This is a genomic window from Blautia liquoris (assembly GCF_015159595.1).
Lineage (GTDB): Bacteria > Bacillota > Clostridia > Lachnospirales > Lachnospiraceae > Novisyntrophococcus > Novisyntrophococcus liquoris.
In genome coordinates, this window is record NZ_CP063304.1 from 648,659 (window position 1) to 669,015 (window position 20,357).

Consider the following 20,357-nt stretch of genomic DNA (forward strand, 5'->3'; position numbering starts at 1 on the left):
ATGGGAAATATTGTGAATTTACTTACAAGAGCATTTTTTATGAGTACGCCTCTGATTCTTGGAGCTTTGGGAGAGGTGATTGCAGAACGAACCGGAATGATGGTTACTGCGGTTGAAGGGATTTTCCTGATTGGAGCCTGGGGTGGTTTTATAGGTGCGTATGTCACGGGAAACCTTGGGATCGGTTTCTTGCTTGCTTTGGTATGCGGAGTTTTAGTGGCAATGCTATACGGTTTAACTACCGTCTATATGAACCAACATCAGATTGTAATGGGTACTGCCATAGCAATCCTTATGACGGGGTTTTGCACATTCTTTTACCGGGTGATTTTCGGTGTACAGACGACACCATTAAAAGTGAAAGTATTGGACACCATAAAAATCCCTTTGTTGTCAAAAATCCCGGTTATAGGACCTGTTATTTTTTCACAGAATATAATAACGTATATCACATATCTGCTGGTTCCGATCATCTTCTTTGTCTTGTTTAAGACGTCATTAGGTCTGACGCTTCGTTCTTGCGGAGAAAATCCGGAGGCAGCGGATGCGGCAGGAATCAATGTCCGACGCGTCCGTTTTCTGGCGGTAGCTGTGGCAGGGGGACTCGGCGGTATAGCAGGGGCATACTATTCCTTATGTAATGTTGGAATGTACACATCAGAGATTATCAATGGGCGTGGCTGGATTGCGTTTGGAATTTGCTTTTTGGGTAACTGGAACCCCGTTGGTGCCTTGATCTTCGGAGTGGTATTTGGTATATCGGATGCAATTGGTGTTTATGTGAAAGCATTAGGGGTGGCAGGGCTTCCCAGTGAGCTATTTAGCGCACTTCCGTACTTGCTGGTCATTATACTGACAGTCTGTAGAAAACAGTTAAAAGCACCGGAAAAACTGGGAGCAAATTATATAAAAGAAAACTGATCAATGTCAGAAGTTGAGAAAATAGAGGGACAGATCCATATCCGTCAGCCAGAAATGGCTGGCGGTTTTTGATTGTCGCGAGTGTTAATGCTCTTGTATTCTAGAGGGCTTACTCCTTCTACACGCTTAAATACTTTACTAAAATAAGAAGGGGAGGAAAATCCAGTCATCTCGGCTATTTCTGAACAGGTTAAAGAAGATTTTAATAAATAATTTCTGGCGTTTTTAATTCGAATATCCGTCAACAATTGATTTGGGGTTACGTCATATTCCCTTTTCACGCATCGGATGATATGTACGGGATGGACATTAAGGAAATTGCCCAAGTCCGATAACGTCACATTATCGGAATAGTGACTTTGCAGATAGTTCAATGTTGCATATGCAATATTATTGTGTGATGCTGTGTCGCTATTTGGAATAATCAAAGACAAAATTTTCATCAATAATTCCTGATAAAATAGGATTCCCTTATGAGCTTGTGATGAGTTTTCATGAGGGTAGTATTTGTTGATTTTTACCATTTCAACCTGTTTTAAGAGATTTAGTAATGTTGTGCCTCTATCTTGTGTCAGAGTTTGGAAGGATGGTATTACAATATTGGAAGAAGAAATTGTGTATACATTTGCCTTATATGGGTCGTAGGACTCATTTTTTATACTGTTGGAATAAGTATACTCCCCAGTTGTATAAAAATGTAGCCAATGAAAATAGGTTTCTGCACTGCAGTTTTTATATCCATAATGTGTTCGATTTGGATGAAGAATCAATGCATCATTTTCCGCCAAGTGGTAAGAATTCTCTCCATCCGACATATAAAGATCTCCATATTCTACAAAAATAATATCAAATACATTCAGATTTGAACGACGTCTATGTCGATCGCCGGGACGATATAATGCAGAACCAGCGTGGATGAAATAAGGGAATGGCGGTGTTGAAAGTGTAATATATTCCATAAAAAGTCTCCTCTATCATGTTGATAATATACAACGAAAATAACATAACACCGAGGAAAAGTCAATGATTTAACTATTTCTATGCTAATAAAATACAAAAAACTATGATAAAAAAATACAAATTGCTGTTAAGAAAATTTATTTACTTGTAAACATACGTCAACTATGATAGATATGCAATCATTAATAACCGAAAAGGTTTAGGGTGTACAGGAGGGTTAAAAGTATGAAAAGAAGAATTTTTAGTTTAATGTTGTCGGTTGTGGTTCTAGCTAGTTTAACGGGGTGTGGAGGCAATTCTGTGACATCGGATAAGTCGAAAGACAAAGCCAATAAAGAAACAACGGACAATGATGAAGTTGAATTGACATTATGGGCACGTCAAAATTATTATGATGTTTGCAAAATTGCATCAGAAAAGTATCATGAGAAAAACCCACATGTTACAATCAAAGTGGCTGAACAGACGGAACTGTCAGATCAATTTGCAATTGCGTTATCGGCTAATAACGAACCGGATATTGTTTCTATGGATAGTGTTTTAATTCCTTACTACTCATCAATTGGTGCATTAACTGATATTACAGATAAGGTAAATGAAATGGATTTTAAAGATACTTTTAGTGAGGGTATGATTCGTTTATCTACTTTTGAAGAGCAGCAATTTGCTGTCCCTTTTGGACCCGATGTATCTGTTTTGCTATATAATAAGGAACATTTTAAGGAAGCGGGGTTGGATCCGGACAAGGCTCCTGCCACGTGGGATGAATTAGTGGAGTATGCAGAAAAATTAACGACGGAGGATCATGCTGGATATGTTTATAGCGGTGGAGATGCGGGTGGAAATATGTTTACTTTTGTCCCCTATATCTGGAGTAATGATGGAGATGTGTTGACAGAAGATGGTTCTAAATCCTTGTTGGATCAACCGGAGGCGATTGAGGCTTTACAATTTTTTTGTGATTTAACGAATAAATATAAAGTTACACCTGCAAGTGTTAATTCCTATGATTTTGGTGAGGCGACAGATGCTTTTACCACTGGTAAAGCGAGCATGGTAGTTCTGGGAAGTGCTGCGGTCTGGAATATATTAAATGGGGAGTATGGAGATATTTCTATCGGTATTTCGTTGATTCCAGCAAAAGATGGTAAAAACTTTACATCTTTCTCAGGAGGAGATAGTCTCGCAATTAGCAGAGGATGTAAAAATCCAGAGGTGGCATGGGATTTCATTCAATATTGTTTATCAGAAGATATACAAGTTGAAGAACTGGCACAATATGGAATGATACCTGCACGGTCTGATTTGTTTGAGAATGAATATTTTAATGAAAGACCGGAGTTTAAAGTGACACAAGAAGCATTAAAAGTAGGACGCGCGCCTTATAGCTTGAAATATAATGAAATGTATGCACCTTTTTTGGATGGGATGCAGGCGGCATTAAATGAACAAATGACTGCGGAAGAAGCATTTACGAGTGCTGCCAAAAAGATTAACTCTATACTAGAAGAATAGTAGTTTCAATTCAGAAGTAGCAAGATGATGAGAGACATTGTCTTGTTGCTTCTAAAAAAGATAAGAAACAAGAAATTCCATTTTTAGAAAGGAATTGGTGAGCATCGTGCATATTAAGAATAAAAAAGGTGAAACATTGAATTTCCTTTTTATCCTTCCGGCTGTTCTACTGAATCTCATGTTTTTTATATGGCCTTTTGTGAGAGCATTATATATGTCTTTTTATGACTGGTCACTTATGGGAAATAAGAAATTTATAGGACTTGGAAATTTTATAGAAGCGTTTCATGATGAAAAGTTCATAAATTCTCTTATATTTACACTGAAATACGCAGTTATTGTTACGCCATGTCTTTTTATTGTGGCGTTTGCACTTGCCTTATTGGTGAATCAAAACTTTAAGGGGGTTACAATCTTTCGGACAATTTACTTTGCACCGGTTGTTATCTCAATGACAACTTGTAGTCTGGTATGGCTATGGATTTATAATGATTTATATGGTGTTTTAAATTATATTCTGGATAAATTGGGAATTATTTCTGAAAACATTTTATGGATGAATTCGGCAGATACATCCCTTCCTGCTATTGTGTTTATGATTACATGGAAGATGGCAGGTTTTACTATGTTAATATTAATCGGAGCATTTCAGACGATTGATGAAGAAGTGTATGAAGCAGCAAGCATAGATGGTGCATCCAAAATTCAAAAGTTTACAAGGATCACGCTTCCGATGATTAAATCGTATATTGCATTGGCAATGATCATTTCCGTAATTGGTTCTGTGCTGGCATTCGAACAATTTAGTATTATGACTAAGGGAGGCCCCTCCTCGTCTACAACGACGACAGTTCACTATATCTATAATACATCGTTTAAATATTTTCATTTTGGATATGGTTCTGCAATATCTATGATTTTATTGGTGATATTGCTTGGGTTAAGCTATTTTCAGATGGCTGCACTAAAAGATCCTACGGATAATTAGAATGCGAGGTAAATTATATTGAAGAAAAAGAAGTTTCATATAAACCCGAAAATTATTATAAATGTAGTTGTGGCTCTGCTTTTTATTTCGCCATTATATTGGACATTTATTACATCCATAAAAGAAAAGGCAGAAGTTTATGGAACGCCTCCGACATTGTTCCCCAAAAGTTTTTCTCTTGAAAATTACACAAAAATATTTACAATTAATGATGGTATCTATTTATCGTATTTTTTTAATTCGTTAAAGATTACGATCATAACGGTGTTTTTTGTTTGTGCTATTAGTGTGTTAGCGGGATACGGATTCTCAAAATTGGCATTTCCAGGCAAAGGAATGTGGATGACATTGATTATGCTTGCGTTAATGGTACCTTTCCAGGCATTAATGGTGCCGTTATATAACATTATGTCGGAATTAAACTTGCTAAATTCCCAGTTATCTTTGATTTTTATATATGCGACATTTCAAACGCCTTTTTGTGTTTTTATGATGAAGAATTCCTTTGATATGATTCCCAAGGAACTAGGTGAAGCTGCGGTGATTGATGGTGCAGGAAGATTTAGAACCTTTTCAAAAATATACTTTCCGCTTGTTTTGTCCGGCATCGTTACAGTAGGAGTTTATTCAGCCTATACGACATGGAATGATTACATCATTGCATTAGTTTTTGCTAATACAAATATGAAAACGTTTAATGTTGGACTGGTGAATATGGCACTCGGAGATTACGGAACAGATTGGGGAATACTAACCTCGGGTTCTTTTGTCGGATTGATACCTATTCTCATTATGTTCATATTTCTACAAAAATACTTTGTAAAAGGCATGATGAGTGGTGCATTAAAATAATAATTAGAAGAGGAGTTATGGGATGAATCTAAGCGGAGAGATGATAAGATTAAACTTGACGGAAATTAAACCAGAAGGATGGATACTCGACCAATTACATATTCAAATGGATGGTTTGACAGGTAAGCTTTATGAGATCTGGGATAGCGTAGGCAGTTATTCCGGATGGTTGGGGGGGAGTGGAGAGAATTGGGAACGCGGCCCCTACTATTTGGATGGCTTAGTTCCGCTTGCATACTATTTGAAAGATAAAAAGCAATGGGAATTATGCTGTAAATTTATTGAATGGACATTGGGAAGTCAGGATGAGGACGGGAATTTTGGACCCGTGACGAGTAAGGAGGATTACTGGTCTCGTTATGTGATGCTAAAGGTATTAATACAATTCCAAGAGATTACGGGTGATAAAAGAGTCATTCCCTTTTGTGAAAAGTATTGTATTTATCTTAACAAAAAAATAAGAAGGAAGCCTGCAGTTGAATGGTCAAAGGCCAGAATCCCTGATTTGATATATTGTGTGAGATGGATTTTTGAAAGGACAGGCAATGAAATTCTGTTAGAGCTAGTTGATGAATTAGAAAAACAGACACTAAATTGGACAGATGTATTTCGTAATTTTCCTTATACTCGTTCTACTGCTCATTATCTTAATTGGGATAAAGTATCCCTTCTGAGAAAGAATCTTCTGGATGAGGTATTTGTTTATCATGAAACACATATTGTAAATATTACTATGGGTTTAAAATATCCTGCAATGCAATATTCTTTTCATAAAGATAAAAAATATTTGGATATTGCAAAAAACGCAATTGATACCTTGAACAAATATCATGGGGTTGTATCAGGAGCAATTAATGGGGATGAGCACTTAAGTGGAAACTTGCCTACGCAAGGAGCGGAACTTTGTTCTATCGTTGAATATATGTTTAGTCTTGAAATATTAATGGAGACTTTTGGAAGTGCTTTTTTTGCTGATACATTGGAACGATTAGCGTACAATGCGCTGCCTGCGACGATTACTGAGGACTTTATGGCACATCAGTATGTACAGCAGGCAAATCAGGTCTTGGTATCCAAAGCAAAAAGAAATTGGTTTAACAATGATGATACAGCAAATATGTTCGGTTTGGAGCCGCACTTCGGTTGTTGTACCGCGAATATGCATCAGGGATGGCCTAAATTTGTCAATAGTTTGTGGTACAAAAAAGGGAATGACACATTAGTATCCATGGTGTTGGCACCCAACACAGTATGTACCGCATTGGAGGAAGAACCAGTTGAAATACAATTGGACACAGAATATCCATTTAGGGACACGCTTACCTATAGGATTAAAAAAGCTCCATCAAAAGAGATAAAGATACAAATTAGAATTCCTGGATGGTGTAAGGAACCAAAGATTATTTCGGAATCGGGGACAGTAGGACGTGAAGATGAATGGATTATAATAAGCGATCGGTTCCATAAAGGAGATGAGTTTCAGATAGTTTTGCCTATGGAAGTAAGATATTCACATTGGCAGGGAGACAGTATTGCTGTTGAGAGAGGGCCATTGGTGTATGGCCTTGATATCAAAGAGGAATGGCGGATATTTAAAGAGGTTGCTGGAATAAAAGATTATGAAATTTTTCCTGGTGGACGCTGGAATTATTCTCTGCTAAAAAATGGTAAAATTAGAGTGATTCAAAATGATGTTAGTAAGGTGCCCTTTTCAAAAAAGAATCCCCCGGTTCGGCTGATTGCTAATGGCAAACAATGTGATGAATGGAAGATTGAAAATGACAGTGCAGGTCCAATTCCTAAGAGTCCGGTTATGAATGATCATAAGACTGTTCCTGTTGACTTAATTCCGTTTGGGTGCACCAAATTAAGAATTTCGGAATTTCCTTATTATGTAAGGGAATAATTTAATGACAATAAAGCTGTCCGTACTTTGTGGGTACAGATTATGAATTATGGAGAGATCATCCATTTTCCTCGCGGATCATCAGAAAATTCTTAGGTGATATTCCATAGTACTTTTTAAATCATTTGCTGAAATACCCGGCATCTGTAAACCCGCAAAGCAATGCAGTATGAAAGCTGCACTGAGGTATTGGGGACTTACGTATAGCGCAGATGCTATGGTACTTAACTGCATATCGGGATCCATATAGTGTACATTACAATGGACAATTGTAGATCATACAACAGGAAAAAAGAGGAATGATAGCCAAGATAAGACAAAATTGTATCAAACGAGAGATAACTGAATTTCTAATTGTGAATCCAATATTCTTGTGATAGACTGAGCATATGGTGTAGGATACATATCAGAAGAAACACCAAAATGATAAGGAGACAAACAATGAGTACAGCAGGAATCAGAGACTTTCGACCCAGAATTCACTTTACACCTCCATCTATGTGGATGAATGATCCTAATGGTATGGTCTATGTGGATGGAGTTTATCATTTGTTCTATCAGAAATATCCTTATTCTACCGGACATGGTCCAATACATTGGGGGCATGCGGTTACAAAGAATCTGGTGCATTGGGAACATAAGCCAATAGCTATTTACCCAGACGAGCTGGGATCCGCCTTTTCAGGAAGCTGCGTCTATGATAGGAATAATACATCAGGGTATGGAACAGAAAGGCACGCGCCAATTATAGCTATTTATACAAGCCATAATAATAATACCGGATTGGAGCAGCAGAGCATTGCCTATAGTACTGATGGCGGTAATCATTTTGAAAAATCTTATCTTAATCCTGTGATAAAGAACCCCGGACTCTCAGATTTCAGGGATCCTAAGGCTTTCTGGAATTCAAAAAAAGAGTGTTGGAGCCTTGTATTAGCTGCGTATGACCGTGTTCAGTTCTATTCTTCTAAAGATATGAAACAGTGGGAGAAGACAGGGGAATTTGGTTTGGAAGAAAACCATGCATCAGGGGTGTTTGAGTGTCCGAATCTATTTCCGGTACATGTAGATGATAAAGTATTGTGGGTATTACTGCTCAGCATGACGACAACCGTGGAAGACGGTAAGAGCAGAACACAGTATTTTATCGGTGATTTTGATGGAGAAACATTCAGATGTACTTATCCATCGGATGAACCTCTTTGGATTGATTTTGGTTTTGATAATTATGCCGGTGTTACTTTTCAGAATCTTGATGAGCCTTTGTTCATCGGGTGGGCACAGAACTGGGAATACTCAGACCGGGTTCCCACAGGCGAATTTTGCAGCCAGATGACCCTCGCCAGAAAACTGTCATTAAAGAAAATCGGAGATACTTATCGACTTTGTGGACAGCCGGAAGGCATCAGGCAGTTTCAAGCGCAGGCTTATCGTATCGAAAACAAAACACGAATAAGATCTGAAACATTCGGAATGAGAATTCATGGGAGAGGTGATGCAAAACTAACTCTTGCAAATTCCAAAAATCAGGAGATAATCATTGAGGTTAATGATGACCGTATTATCGTAGACAGAGGAAAGGCCGGAGCGAATGACTTTGATGAAACGTTTATGACAGAACAGTATTCAAGAGCTACCATGACAAGACTTGCGCCAGGGGAATATGACGTTGAACTTATTTTTGATGTCTCCCTTTTGGAACTCTTTGCCGATGATGGATTAGAAGTGTGTACAATGGAAATGTATCCGGATACACCATATGATCGGGTGATATGGGAAGGGAATCTGCAAGTTGAGTATTATCAGATTGTGTAGACAATCAGGGACATAGAAAACCTACTTCTATGTCCCAAATAAATCCTCAGATATTAATGAACTATATCTTTTTTCTTAATATCTTCATCTGCAGCACCCCATCTACATGGAACACTTCTGAATATAAACAAGGGTTTCCAAACAGGTCATATCCCACTTCGCCAAGAAAGAGAAGAGCAGTGCCACGTGGGATGCCAAAAATCCGGGCCTGTTCATCGTCGGTAATTTTGGCATTGATATCTGACATAGACATATAGACTTTCTTATGGCAGTTCTTTTCCAGAAAATTAAAAACTGGGTTTTTTAGATCTTCCAGAGTATAGTTGTCATCCGTGACATATCGATGTGCTATGTAGTCAAAACACATAATCGCAGGCTTGCCGTCTGCAGAGACGGCCTTGAAGATTTTATAGACCTTTTCGCCCTCCTCGATGTTAAGTTTCCCAGACAGGGTCTTATCACAGATGATAGTCTCGATATCAACTTTCTCAACTTTTGGTGTAAAACCGGCCATTTTTACCAGATCCATGAATTCAGCTAATAAGTCCAGGCGTATTTTCGTATCTGCCACATAGCGGTTGATAATAGAACCGACTCCGTGTTTCCGGCTGATAAAGCCTTCCCGATCCAGGATTGAAAGACAATCCCGGATCAGATTTCGGCTGACTCCAAACTTTTCGGCAAGGACTTTCTCTGTTGGAAGCTTTTTTTCTTCCTTATAGATCCCGTTAACAATTTCATCCAGAAGCAGCTCGGTTATCTCTTCGGAAAGCTGTTTTGTTTGCTTTGCCGCCTTTTCCATACAAATTTCAATCCATTTCTTTCAATTATTTTCTTTCCAATCATGTATCCAGTCTTCTAATACTGGCAGATGCTGCTGCCCGCAGATCGAGTATTTCAAACTGTTACGTTCCATATCGAAGATATCCTCTTCGGTCAATTCCAGTGCATCTGCAGTTTGAATCATATTTTCTATCAGATCCCCGACATATGGGGGATCGTCTGAATTAATTGAGCACGGAATTCCCTGATCCATCAAGCGTTTTAATGGATGTTGTGACAAATCCGGATATACGATCATAGTATTACTTAAAGGACAGATAGTCAATAAGATTTCTTTCTCAGCTAAGAGGTTCATTAATTTCCTATCATTCACAGAGAGAACTCCATGCTCAATTCTCTTACAATGCATTCTCTCCACTGCATCCCATATATTCTGAACGGCCTGATCCCCGGCATTTGGATCTTCTCCTGCATGTGCACTCAGATAAAGGCCCATATCTTCTGCGAGTTCGTACGCTCTTTTGTGTTCGATACATGGATTCCCCCTTTCCTCACAGTCCATGCCGATTCCGGTGATGATTCCCAGATAGGGTTCCAGGCTCTTTATAAACTGATAGCTATCTTCTGCAGATAAGGAACGGTCGATACCTGCGATAAAGGTAATATCAATTCCATACTTTTTCATTGCCTCCTGTCTTCCGGCCTCATAACCGTTGATGACAGTCTTAAGGGGAATATTTCTTACCTGATTTAAAGGGTAGTCCAGTAAGAATTCGGTATAAATGATATTTTGTTCTTTTGCTCGTTTTCCAAGTTCGAGTATGACTTCATAAAAATCTTCTTCGTTTATGCAGACAGAATTGATAAGTCTGTCACTTGCCATGAAAGAATCCAGACTGGTGACATTTTTTTTGATGTACTTTTTCATTTCTTCTTCGGAAGAGAAGGGGAGTTCTATTTTATTCCTCTTTGCAAGTTTTACGGCCGTTTCGCCTGGAATAGACCCTTCAATATGGATATGATTTTCACCTTTCGGTATCGTTCTAATCATTTCTGTTAATTTTTCTGAAATCATGCGTTTTTCTCCTCTACATTATTTTTAATTCCCATCATTAGTTCTCCAAGTTCTTTGAGAGATGTTTTTTCGGTACTCACGGTTTCTATGATTTGACCGTGATAGATCACCATGATACGGTCGGTCAGATCCATCAGTTCGTCCAGCTCACTGGAAACCAAGAGCACACCGCCGCCCTTTTTCTTTGTATTTATAATTTCTCTTTGAATATATTTTGCAGCCCCGATATCCAGTCCTCTGTCAGGATGTACGGCGATCAGCAGTTTGGGATTCCTGCTCAGTTCACGTCCGACGACTACTTTCTGTTGGTTTCCTCCCGACAAATTCATGATTTTTTCATCTGTATTCTGTGCCTTTATCTCGAATTCGTCACAAATTCTTTTTGTGTAGTTTTCGATATTTTTTGACTGGAGAAAACCAAATCTGGAAAGCGGTTTGTGCAAATAAGACATTAAGATCATATTTTCTTTAATTGACATTTCCTGCACGATTCCGTATTTTTGCCGGTCCTCGGGGATATGGGCAACACCTCTGGACATGATTTTCCGGGATTTTTCTCTGGTAGTGTCGGTGCCATTTATCATGATTATTCCTTTTGAAGCCTGTTTTATCCCGGTGATGCAGTGAATCAGCTCACTTTGACCATTGCCGTCTACTCCGCAGACTCCGAGAATTTCCCCTTCATGAACCTGAAAAGAGATATCTTTCAAGACTTGAACCTTCTTTTTATTCTGATAAGAAACATTCTGGAGAATTAAAACTGGTTTTCCCACCTCCGTTTTTTCTTTTTTTATAGTCAGTTCTACTGTTTTGCCTACCATGAGTTCAGCCAGTTCCCGGGTGTCCACAATATCTTTGACCCATATAGTCTTTATCGTCTCACCCTTTCTAAGAACTGTGCAGGCATCGCAGACAGCCATGATTTCCTTCAGCTTATGACTGATAAAGATAATCGTACAGCCCTCGATTTTCAGCTTTCGCAATACATCGAACAAAGCTTCCGCTTCCTGTGGAGTCAGTACAGCTGTTGGTTCATCGAGAATCAGAAGCCGGGCTCCGCGGAATAATGCCTTTAATATTTCCACTCTTTGCTGTTCTCCGATACTGAGGTTTGAAACTTTCTCCCACGGATTGATTTCCATATGAAATGTTTCTGCCAGTTTTTTCAGTTTTGCTGCGGCAGATTTCAGATCCAATACGGTCTTGTTATCCTTCAGACCAAGAACAACATTTTCGATGACGGATTGAGCGGGAATCAGCATAAAATGTTGATGCACCATTCCGATTCCATTTGATATGGCATTCTGAGGTGATGATAGATTCAGCTTCTTTCCGTCCAGATAGATTTCTCCTTCTGTTTGTCTGTACATTCCGTATAAGATATTCATCAGGGTAGACTTGCCAGCTCCATTTTCGCCGAGAAGAGCATGAATTTCACCCTTTTTTATTGAGAGTGTCACATCCTTATTGGCTGTCACATTGCCAAACTGTTTTGAGATATGATTCATTTGCAAAAATTCCATGTTCCTCTCCTTATCTTATATATGGTTTCGCACTGCAGGCCGGTTTGTTGGAGTTCTTTCTGTAGAGACACAGAGCGAAAATGGTTATGATATAGGGGACCATGAGCCAGAACTGATAGGGAACATGGTAGGAGGATGCCTGCATTCTATATTTCAGGGAATCTGCCATTCCAAATACCAGAGCAGCTATGAATACACCTCTGGGTGTATAATTTCCAAATACTACAGCGGCTACGGCGATGAATCCTCTTCCTGCTACCATGCCCTCTGTGAAGGAGCTCATCTGGGACAGGGAGATATAGATGCCGGCCAGTCCTGACATGATTCCACTGAAAAACATGGTTGAATATCTTACCCTGTCAACGGATATTCCCAGGGTGTCACATGCTCTGGGGTTTTCTCCGACAGAACGGATCTTCAGTCCCACATTTGTCTTATAGAGGACAGCACTGACTATGGGAACTGAAATCAGAGCTATGTAAACAAGAATCGTCTGGTTGGAGAAGATGGCTCCTATAATCGGAATGTTTTTTATGACGGGAATCTCAATTTTTTGAAACAGCGGGATATCTGCATTGTCAGTTCCAATTCCGAACACGGATCGATTCACGGTTACAGTCAGGCCTCCTGCCAGAATATTAATGGCAGTGCCCACTACAGTTTGATCGGCCTTTAGAGTGATCGAGAAAAATGCAATAATCAGATTGACTGCCACACTTCCCACAACAGCGCAGAGCACACCGATCCAGATACTTTTGCCGGCCCATGATCCAATTGCTCCGAACAAGGCTCCGGTCAGCATAACGCCTTCTGTCCCGATATTTAATATTCCTGCTCTTTCGCTGACAACCAATCCCAGCCCTGCTAACAGAATTGGAGTTGCCATACGAAGTACCGTCATAATGACACTATTCAATAATTCCAATGGCTTCTTCCTCCTTTATGACGTGCTTTTTTATCAGGACTTCCTTGATTTTTCCGGCCGGCAGATTTCTTCCTATGATAAACAGGATAATCAGTCCCTGAATGACGGAAATGAATGCATTCGGGACTTTTGCAAGCATTTCCATGGTACCGGCTCCACTGCTCATGGCTCCGAAGAGCAGAGAAGAAAAAAGGATGCCGATTGGTGAATTGCTGCCCAACAAAGCGGCAGCAATCCCTTCAAATCCCAGGTCCCCGGCAAATGCCTGCGTCAGTCGCGTCTGTACACCCAGAATTTCTATTGCTCCGGCAAGTCCTGCAAGGCCGCCGGAGATTGCCATTGCAATTCCCTGATTTAAGTTTTTGCTGATTCCTGCATATTTACCGGTATTTTCGTTCAGTCCAATTACTCGAATCCCATATCCGAGAGATGTGTGCCAGAAAAACAGAAAGTATAGGACAATTACAAGAAGAGCAATGAGAAATCCAATGTTTAGTCTGGACCCCGGAACGAATAGGGGAAGCTTTGCGGATTCCAGGATCTGGCAGGACTGTGGATTACTGTTTGACCCTTTGGTATCTTTCATGGGACCGGTGACCAGAAAACTGACAAGGTAGGCTGCAACATAATTCAACATGATAGTCGTTATCAGTTCGCTTGCCCCAAACACAGATTTCAGAAGACCCACAAGATATCCAAAGAGAGCGCCGGCTGCGATTCCGGCGAGAAGGGATATTGTTATATGTATTCCTCTCGGAAGCTGATCAAAATTGGTTGCAATTAAAGTGGTGCAGATAGCTCCCATATAGAGCTGACCAGTGGCTCCAAGATTGATCATCCCACTTTTGAATGCAGTAGAAAAAGCAACCGCTGTGAGGATGAGAGGAGTTGTTTTTACTGCTGTCTCACAGAGAGAATTTATACTTCCAAAAGAACCCTGCAGAAGGTATCTGTAGGAATTCAGCGGACGATATCCCATGATTTTCATAACAAGTCCTGCTATGATCAGAGCCGCTATTACAGACAAAGCGGCATATATCAAAGAGAAAAGCGGATCGTATAGTGTTTTGTTTTTTCCATTCTTCATGATATTCACCTTAGTTGGTTATGATTGGTCTATAGAAACCGAGATTTCTTTGGACTCCAGTTTTTTGAAGACATCCGCGATCTTTTCCTTGTCATCATCAGACAGTATCTGATCGGATGCCGGAAGCCATTCGCCCAGATAGACGACTCCTTCTTTCGCACCATATTTGGGGATACTATCACCAGAGAGTTTCCCATCGAGGAATTGCTTATAGGATGCCAGATAGGCAACAGAAGTGTCTTTGTTGACGGCTGTCAGCATAGTGTCCGGTCCCTTGCCTTTTTGACCATCACCGGTTCCCACAGAATAAATACCGGAAGCCTGCGCACCCTCGATGACTCCTATACTGGCATCATCCGCCATAGGAACGACAACATCAACACCGGCGTCCGCAAATGCAACGGTCTGCTCTTTGGCAGCGGTGACGTCCAGAAAATCTCCGGTCATGGCACTGTCGATTTCAATCTCTGGATTTACGTATTTTACACCTTGTTCAAATCCTTTATTTCCATTGATGATAGGCGTAATCTCCATACCTCCTACAAAACCTGCTTTCTTTGCATCAGATGCATATGCTGCAATTACGCCTAACAAGAAACCCTGTTCTTCATCGGATATTTGCACGGAATAGTAATTAGTGCCCTGTTCTGTTCCGTTTATAATGATAAAGGTAACGTCCGGATAATTGGAAGCATTTTCTGCTACGACATCCTGATAAGAATCGCTGGAAATATAGATCAGGTTCATACCGGCTTCAGCATAAGTACGGATACTGTCTGCACAGTCAGAAATAGCTACATTTTCCTGATAAAACACTTCTGCACCTTCTTTTTCAATCAGCTGCAGTCCCTGATAGGCTGTATAATTCCAACTCTTATCACTGATTGAACCACTGAGGATCAGGCCAACTTTCTGTCCCTTTTTATCAATACCAGAAGCTTTTGAGGTTCCGGCAGCTTCTGCAGTTTTTGAACTATTATCAGAACCCTTACAGGCTGTACCTAACAACCCTGTGCATACCAGTAAGACAGATAAAGCAAACATTTTGATCTTTTTCATTTTAAACTCCTTTGCTCAGGAAAAACACGTTTGCATGTTAGTTTTTATTTGATGGCTTCCAGTAATTTTCATGTAATTTCAGAAAATCATCTTCCAGTTCGAGGATTGGACCCACAACCTCAATATTTTTTTGACCGCTTGCAAATACAACCTGAGCAGGAAGATCCAGGGTTGGATTTCGAATATCATCTCCGGTGTATTCTTTTAGTTTTGACTCCCTTGCAATCATGACAATACGTCCCAGATTTCCCCAATAGATGGCGCCTGCACACATGGCACAAGGTTCTCCGCAGTTGTACATGGTAAGATGCTTCATCTCTTCTTTTGAGTAGAGCTGACTTGCCCTGCGCATCAGCAGTGATTCTGCATGAGCTGTGCAATCGCCACCTCCGGTCACTTCTTCATTTCCCTGTTCCATCAGGATTTTGCCGTTTTCATCTGCCAGCAGGCATCCAAAAGGATGATTTCCCTTTTCTTTCGCCTCTTGGCAGATCTCAATTACTCGCCTTAACAATGTTTCTTCGTATGGCTTTAGATCTTCTAAGCGGGTGGTTTTGTCTTCATACTCTCTGATAAATTTCATACTTGTCTCCTTTACATTCGCATACAGATGATGAAAGCGTCAAAAGGTATTTTGACGCTAATGATACACAGATTGTTACGGTCTTCGAGCTCTCACAATCTTACAAACATTCGAAATACACCTTAATCGGGTTGCTTTCTCATGTTTGTTCGGGTCCCAAGGTCATGCTTTTTCATGCAAGCATGAAACGCAGGACCTTTTGCCCCTGGTATCATACAGATTGGCAGTAACTGGAAATAATATATAAAAAAATGCAGTACTCCAATGATCTTTCCATTAAAGAACTGCATGATCTCCCTCCTTGCATAAGTATAGGTACTACCTATTTATTTGTATTTTATCATGAGATTTCATTTTGTCAATCACCATTTGATTTTGGGGTTTTTGGGTTAATTACACAAATATACTTGTAAAATGAATTTACATAGAATAAATTTTATACAGGAACACGAAAAAAATGTAAATATTTTGATGAAAATGGAAAATATGAATTAATTAATGTGGGATGTAAGTGAAAAATTATGTGACATAGATTTTAATAAGACCTGAATGGAAAGATGTAAGATTTATTGAGAATCTAGATTCCCCAGTCTAGTGTAAATGAAGAATATTATGCTGAAAATTAACGTTTTCTGAAAAAATAATGGTATAAATTTTAGACAATTTACTATTTCATCATCACTGAATATGATGAATATGTACAAACCAAATAAAACTGATAGGAGATGGTGGTATGGGAGTAAAAAAACAAAGAAAAATTGAAGGAGGAAAAAAACAAAAACAGGGATTCAAAAAGGCTTTCAAAAACAACTGGCAGTTATACGTTCTTGTCTTGCCGGCGTTGATTTATTTTTTTGTATTCAATTATCTTCCACTTTACGGGATACAGATTGCCTTTAGAGATTATAAAGCAGTGCATGGAATAGCCGGAAGTGCATGGGTAGGATTAAAACATTTTAAAACCTTCTTTGATGCTTATTATTTTAAAAGGCTGTTATCTAATACGCTTTTACTGAATGTCTATTCATTGCTATGGAGTTTTCCGATTCCACTAATTCTGGCTATTTTACTGAATCAGATCAAAAGTGCAAAGCGAAAAAGGTTCATCCAGACAAGTATTTATGTTCCTTATTTCATATCTACAGTGGTGCTTGCAGGCATGCTTTACATATTTCTTTCTCCCAGTGGTGGCATATTCAATGTCTTTCGTGATGCTTTTGGTCTGAAAGCAGTGGATTACATGTCAGAGTCAAGTGCTTTTCGAACAATCTATATTGTATCCGGCATCTGGCAGGGAGCCGGTTGGGGAACGATCCTCTATATCGCCTCACTTTCAGGGGTTGATCAGGAACTTTACGAAGCAGCCGAAATAGACGGAGCGAGCATTTGGCAGAAAATACGTTACATTGATTTTCCGAGTGTGATTCCGGTTGCTATGATGGTGTTTATTCTTGACTGCGGAAAATTATTGAGCAGTAATACCGATAAAGCACTTGTCATGCAGACACCAGGCAATATACCTACATCAGATATCATTGGTGTTTATGTATATAATATTGGCTTGGGAAGTGGACAATTTTCATATACAGCAGCTATTGGTTTGTTCGTGAATGTGATCAACTTTGTTCTGATTATTGCAGTGAATAAAATCTCAAAGAAAGCAACAAATGTAGGTCTGTTTTAATAGAAAAATAAGGTTGGGAGGCGCTTAAATGGTTCGGCAGAAAAAAAAGCTAAGCATGAGTAATCGGATCTTTTACATATTTAACGGTATCTTTTGGACAGTTATAATGCTTATTATACTGTATCCCTTATATCTGGTAATCATTGCATCTGTTTCGGATCCGGATGCAATTATACGGGGCGAGGTGATCTGGCACCCGGTTGATTTTTCCCTGATAGGGTATAAGGCAGTTTTACAATATGGAGAACTTATCCGCTCTTATGGGAACTCTATATTATATACAGTAGTTAGTGTGTTTATTAGTATAGCAGTGACTATGGCAGGAGCATATGCTTTGTCAAGACCTAAATTTCCGGGAAAATCATTTATCAATTTTTTACTGGTTTTTACTATGTTCTTTAGTGGAGGATTGATACCAACATTCTTGGTGATGAGAGATATCGGGCTTTATAATACAAGGCTTGTGATGATTTTGATGGGAAGCGTAAGTGTGTGGAATCTGATGGTGGCAAGAACCTATATTCAGACTAGTATTCCTCATGAATTATACGAAGCGGCCATGCTCGACGGTGCGTCGCATTTTGATTATTTCTTTCGATGTGTGATTCCTTTGAGTAAGACGATTATTGCAGTGCTTGTCGTGTATTATGGTGTAGCCAAATGGAATGATTATTTTACAGGACTGGTTTACTTAAAAGACAGATCCCTTTTGCCGCTGCAGACAGTACTGCGTGAAATACTGGCAACACTACAGGTGGATAAATCAGGTGACTATATGCTGAGTATATCCGAAAATGCTGCCTCTATGAACGAGGCGATACGTACTGCTAATGTGGCAAAATATTGTATTATTGTGATAGCGACAGGCCCTGTGGTTATCTTATATGCGTTTTTGCAAAAGTATTTCGAAAAAGGAATTATGATAGGTTCTTTAAAGGGATGAAATCAACACAAAGAATGTGTTGCAATAGAAAAGGAGGCAGTGTAATGATGAAAAAAATTTTGGCTGTAACGCTTGCGGCAGCAATGACGGCGGTAACCATGGCAGGCTGCGGATCAGGTGGAAGCAAAGAAGATTCAGAAGAGAAAAGCAAGAGCCAGACCACAGAAAAAGACAATTTTAATGAAGAAGGGTATCCGATCGTGAATTCGCCGTTGACCCTGAAAGTGATGCTATCAATCAGAGATACCGATTCTCTGATTGCCCCAGACGATATGCCCGGAATTCAGGATTTGGAAAAGAAAACAGGAATACATATCGATTGGGAGGTAATTAAGGGAACTGACTGGAAGACCAAGCTGAATCTGATGTTCGCTTCGGGGGAGTATCCTGATATTATTATGGGATCAAGTGGAGAGGTTGATGTTGAAGAATATGGAGTAACCCAGGGACTACTGCTGCCTTTGGACGATCTGACAGAAAAATACATGCCGACTTATACGCAGCGGATTACAGACGAGGAAACTGATCCAACAGCCAGTCTGGTGGCTTCCGATGGGAAAAAATATTCCGTTGGTTATTTGGTGGGGCAGAATATTAATACACAGGCTCATTTCTTTATTAATCAGACATGGATGAATAATCTGAATCTGGAGATGCCAAAGACGTTGGATGAACTGACGGATGTTCTTCGAAAGTTTAAAACTGAAGATCCGAATGGAAACGGACAAAAGGATGAAATTCCTGTGGAAATGTCATTGAATGATGGCTACTATGGTGTGCCGTGGATGCTTCCAATGTTTGGAATTCCGGCCACACCCCTGTATATAGATGATAACAAGGAAGTACAATTCGCACCTGTACAAGAGGGATTTCGAAAGTGTATGGAATGGTTGAATATGTTATATAAAGAGGAGCTGCTCGATCCGGAAATCCTCTCTCAGGATGCAAATACTGTAGAATCAAAGCTAAGCGGAGGCAATGCCGGATTCTTTACTGCATGGCGTTTGACGGCCATGGGATGGGATAATGGGGTAGAAAAAGACTGTACACTATTTATGCCGACGGCGCCGGAGGGAGTGACACCAAAACTGGCCAGATATCTGGAAATGGCAAAGAATGGCGCTTATATTACTACATCAAATGAACATATCCCTGAAAGCATGCGATGGCTGGATTCTTTGCTGGACACTGAGACCATGTATTCGTTGTATTATGGACCAGAGGGGGAAGGATGGGAGTACGATGCAGAGAATAATAAGATCAATTCAATTGTGACAGATACAAGTGGTACGAAAAACTGCCTGGATGTGAATACATTGTTTTTTGCACCTGCGAAATATATATCAGATACTTTTAATATGTCACCTCAACGTCTGGAGAAGACCGATTACTGTCAGACCTATGACAAAGCAGGCATCATACAGAAGTATTCCAATGATTATCTGACGACAGCTCCATTGACTGCAGAAGAACATGCCAATAGTTCTTTGATAGAAACAGATATCAAAAACGCAGTGGACGAAAATATGGCGACTTTTATATCGGAAGGAGTCACGGATGATAACTGGAATGCGTTTGTGAAAATGTTTGAAAATATGAAGGTTTCAGAATATGTAGACATGTATCAGAAAGCCATTGACAAGATGGATATAAAATAATATAACCGGGTATAGTCCTGCAAAAAATAAAGGGCTATGCCCTTTTGGTAATTACGAGGGTAGGTTTGGAAATTTATCAT

Annotated in this window: 17 protein-coding genes; 9 read left to right on the forward strand and 8 right to left on the reverse strand. The window is 39.6% G+C overall.

Annotation, left to right across the window (positions count from 1 at the left end; genetic code table 11):
* On the forward strand, window positions 1-921 hold the full coding sequence (locus INP51_RS03020) for an ABC transporter permease (RefSeq protein WP_193736272.1): 921 nt from the start codon (window positions 1-3) through the stop codon (window positions 919-921).
* A gap of 44 nt (window positions 922-965) precedes the next feature.
* On the opposite strand, the gene INP51_RS03025 is transcribed toward INP51_RS03020, so the two are convergent.
* A complete protein-coding gene (locus INP51_RS03025) occupies window positions 966-1,880 on the reverse strand; it encodes an AraC family transcriptional regulator (protein WP_193736273.1) in 915 nt (304 codons plus the stop codon).
* A gap of 226 nt (window positions 1,881-2,106) precedes the next feature.
* On the opposite strand from INP51_RS03025, the gene INP51_RS03030 reads away from it, so the two are divergent.
* The 5 genes from INP51_RS03030 (at window position 2,107) to INP51_RS03050 (ending at window position 8,957) form a co-directional block, all read left to right on the forward strand.
* Window positions 2,107-3,396, forward strand: coding sequence for an ABC transporter substrate-binding protein (locus INP51_RS03030; RefSeq protein WP_193736274.1), 1,290 nt, complete (start codon window positions 2,107-2,109; stop codon window positions 3,394-3,396).
* A gap of 238 nt (window positions 3,397-3,634) precedes the next feature.
* Complete coding sequence (locus INP51_RS03035; RefSeq protein ID WP_230406862.1) at window positions 3,635-4,384, forward strand: carbohydrate ABC transporter permease; 750 nt, start codon at window positions 3,635-3,637, stop codon at window positions 4,382-4,384.
* A gap of 18 nt (window positions 4,385-4,402) precedes the next feature.
* On the forward strand, window positions 4,403-5,236 hold the full coding sequence (locus INP51_RS03040; RefSeq protein ID WP_230406863.1) for a carbohydrate ABC transporter permease: 834 nt from the start codon (window positions 4,403-4,405) through the stop codon (window positions 5,234-5,236).
* A gap of 22 nt (window positions 5,237-5,258) precedes the next feature.
* Window positions 5,259-7,142, forward strand: a complete 1,884-nt coding sequence (locus INP51_RS03045) for a beta-L-arabinofuranosidase domain-containing protein (protein WP_193736275.1) — start codon at window positions 5,259-5,261, stop codon at window positions 7,140-7,142.
* A 441-nt stretch (window positions 7,143-7,583) separates the two neighbouring features.
* Window positions 7,584-8,957 (forward strand): glycoside hydrolase family 32 protein, encoded by a 1,374-nt coding sequence (locus INP51_RS03050; RefSeq protein WP_193736276.1) that lies wholly within the window; start codon window positions 7,584-7,586, stop codon window positions 8,955-8,957.
* A 61-nt stretch (window positions 8,958-9,018) separates the two neighbouring features.
* Here INP51_RS03050 and INP51_RS03055 read toward each other — a convergent pair whose 3' ends face one another.
* Genes INP51_RS03055 through INP51_RS03085 form a run of 7 tightly spaced genes read right to left on the reverse strand, consistent with a single transcriptional unit; the run spans window position 9,019 to window position 15,992 of the window.
* Window positions 9,019-9,759 (reverse strand): GntR family transcriptional regulator, encoded by a 741-nt coding sequence (locus INP51_RS03055; protein WP_193736277.1) that lies wholly within the window; start codon window positions 9,757-9,759, stop codon window positions 9,019-9,021.
* 21 nt (window positions 9,760-9,780) lie between these two features.
* On the reverse strand, window positions 9,781-10,815 hold the full coding sequence (gene add / locus INP51_RS03060; protein ID WP_193736278.1) for an adenosine deaminase: 1,035 nt from the start codon (window positions 10,813-10,815) through the stop codon (window positions 9,781-9,783).
* Complete coding sequence (locus tag INP51_RS03065; protein WP_207736892.1) at window positions 10,812-12,338, reverse strand: ABC transporter ATP-binding protein; 1,527 nt, start codon at window positions 12,336-12,338, stop codon at window positions 10,812-10,814. Before INP51_RS03065 ends, add begins: the two co-directional genes overlap by 4 nt.
* 10 nt (window positions 12,339-12,348) lie before the next feature.
* Window positions 12,349-13,263, reverse strand: coding sequence for an ABC transporter permease (locus tag INP51_RS03070; protein WP_230406864.1), 915 nt, complete (start codon window positions 13,261-13,263; stop codon window positions 12,349-12,351).
* A complete protein-coding gene (locus tag INP51_RS03075; protein ID WP_193736279.1) occupies window positions 13,247-14,350 on the reverse strand; it encodes an ABC transporter permease in 1,104 nt (367 codons plus the stop codon). The genes INP51_RS03070 and INP51_RS03075 overlap by 17 nt, the downstream gene beginning before the upstream one ends.
* Window positions 14,351-14,368: 18 nt before the next feature.
* Entirely contained in the window at window positions 14,369-15,409 is a 1,041-nt protein-coding gene (locus tag INP51_RS03080; RefSeq protein WP_193736280.1) for a BMP family protein, read from the reverse strand.
* A gap of 37 nt (window positions 15,410-15,446) precedes the next feature.
* Entirely contained in the window at window positions 15,447-15,992 is a 546-nt protein-coding gene (locus INP51_RS03085) for a nucleoside deaminase (RefSeq protein ID WP_193736281.1), read from the reverse strand.
* Between the two features lie 733 nt (window positions 15,993-16,725).
* Between INP51_RS03085 and INP51_RS03090 the strand changes: the two genes are divergently transcribed.
* The 3 genes from INP51_RS03090 to INP51_RS03100 are packed head-to-tail and all read left to right on the forward strand — an operon-like array spanning window position 16,726 to window position 20,277.
* Window positions 16,726-17,676: an ABC transporter permease gene (locus tag INP51_RS03090; protein ID WP_193736282.1), complete on the forward strand. Its 951-nt coding sequence runs from the start codon at window positions 16,726-16,728 to the stop codon at window positions 17,674-17,676.
* 28 nt (window positions 17,677-17,704) lie between these two features.
* Window positions 17,705-18,619 carry a carbohydrate ABC transporter permease gene (locus tag INP51_RS03095; protein ID WP_193736283.1) on the forward strand — a complete coding sequence of 305 codons (915 nt, stop codon included), beginning with the start codon at window positions 17,705-17,707 and terminating at the stop codon, window positions 18,617-18,619.
* A gap of 44 nt (window positions 18,620-18,663) precedes the next feature.
* Window positions 18,664-20,277: an extracellular solute-binding protein gene (locus INP51_RS03100; RefSeq protein WP_193736284.1), complete on the forward strand. Its 1,614-nt coding sequence runs from the start codon at window positions 18,664-18,666 to the stop codon at window positions 20,275-20,277.
* Window positions 20,278-20,357: the final 80 nt, after the last annotated feature.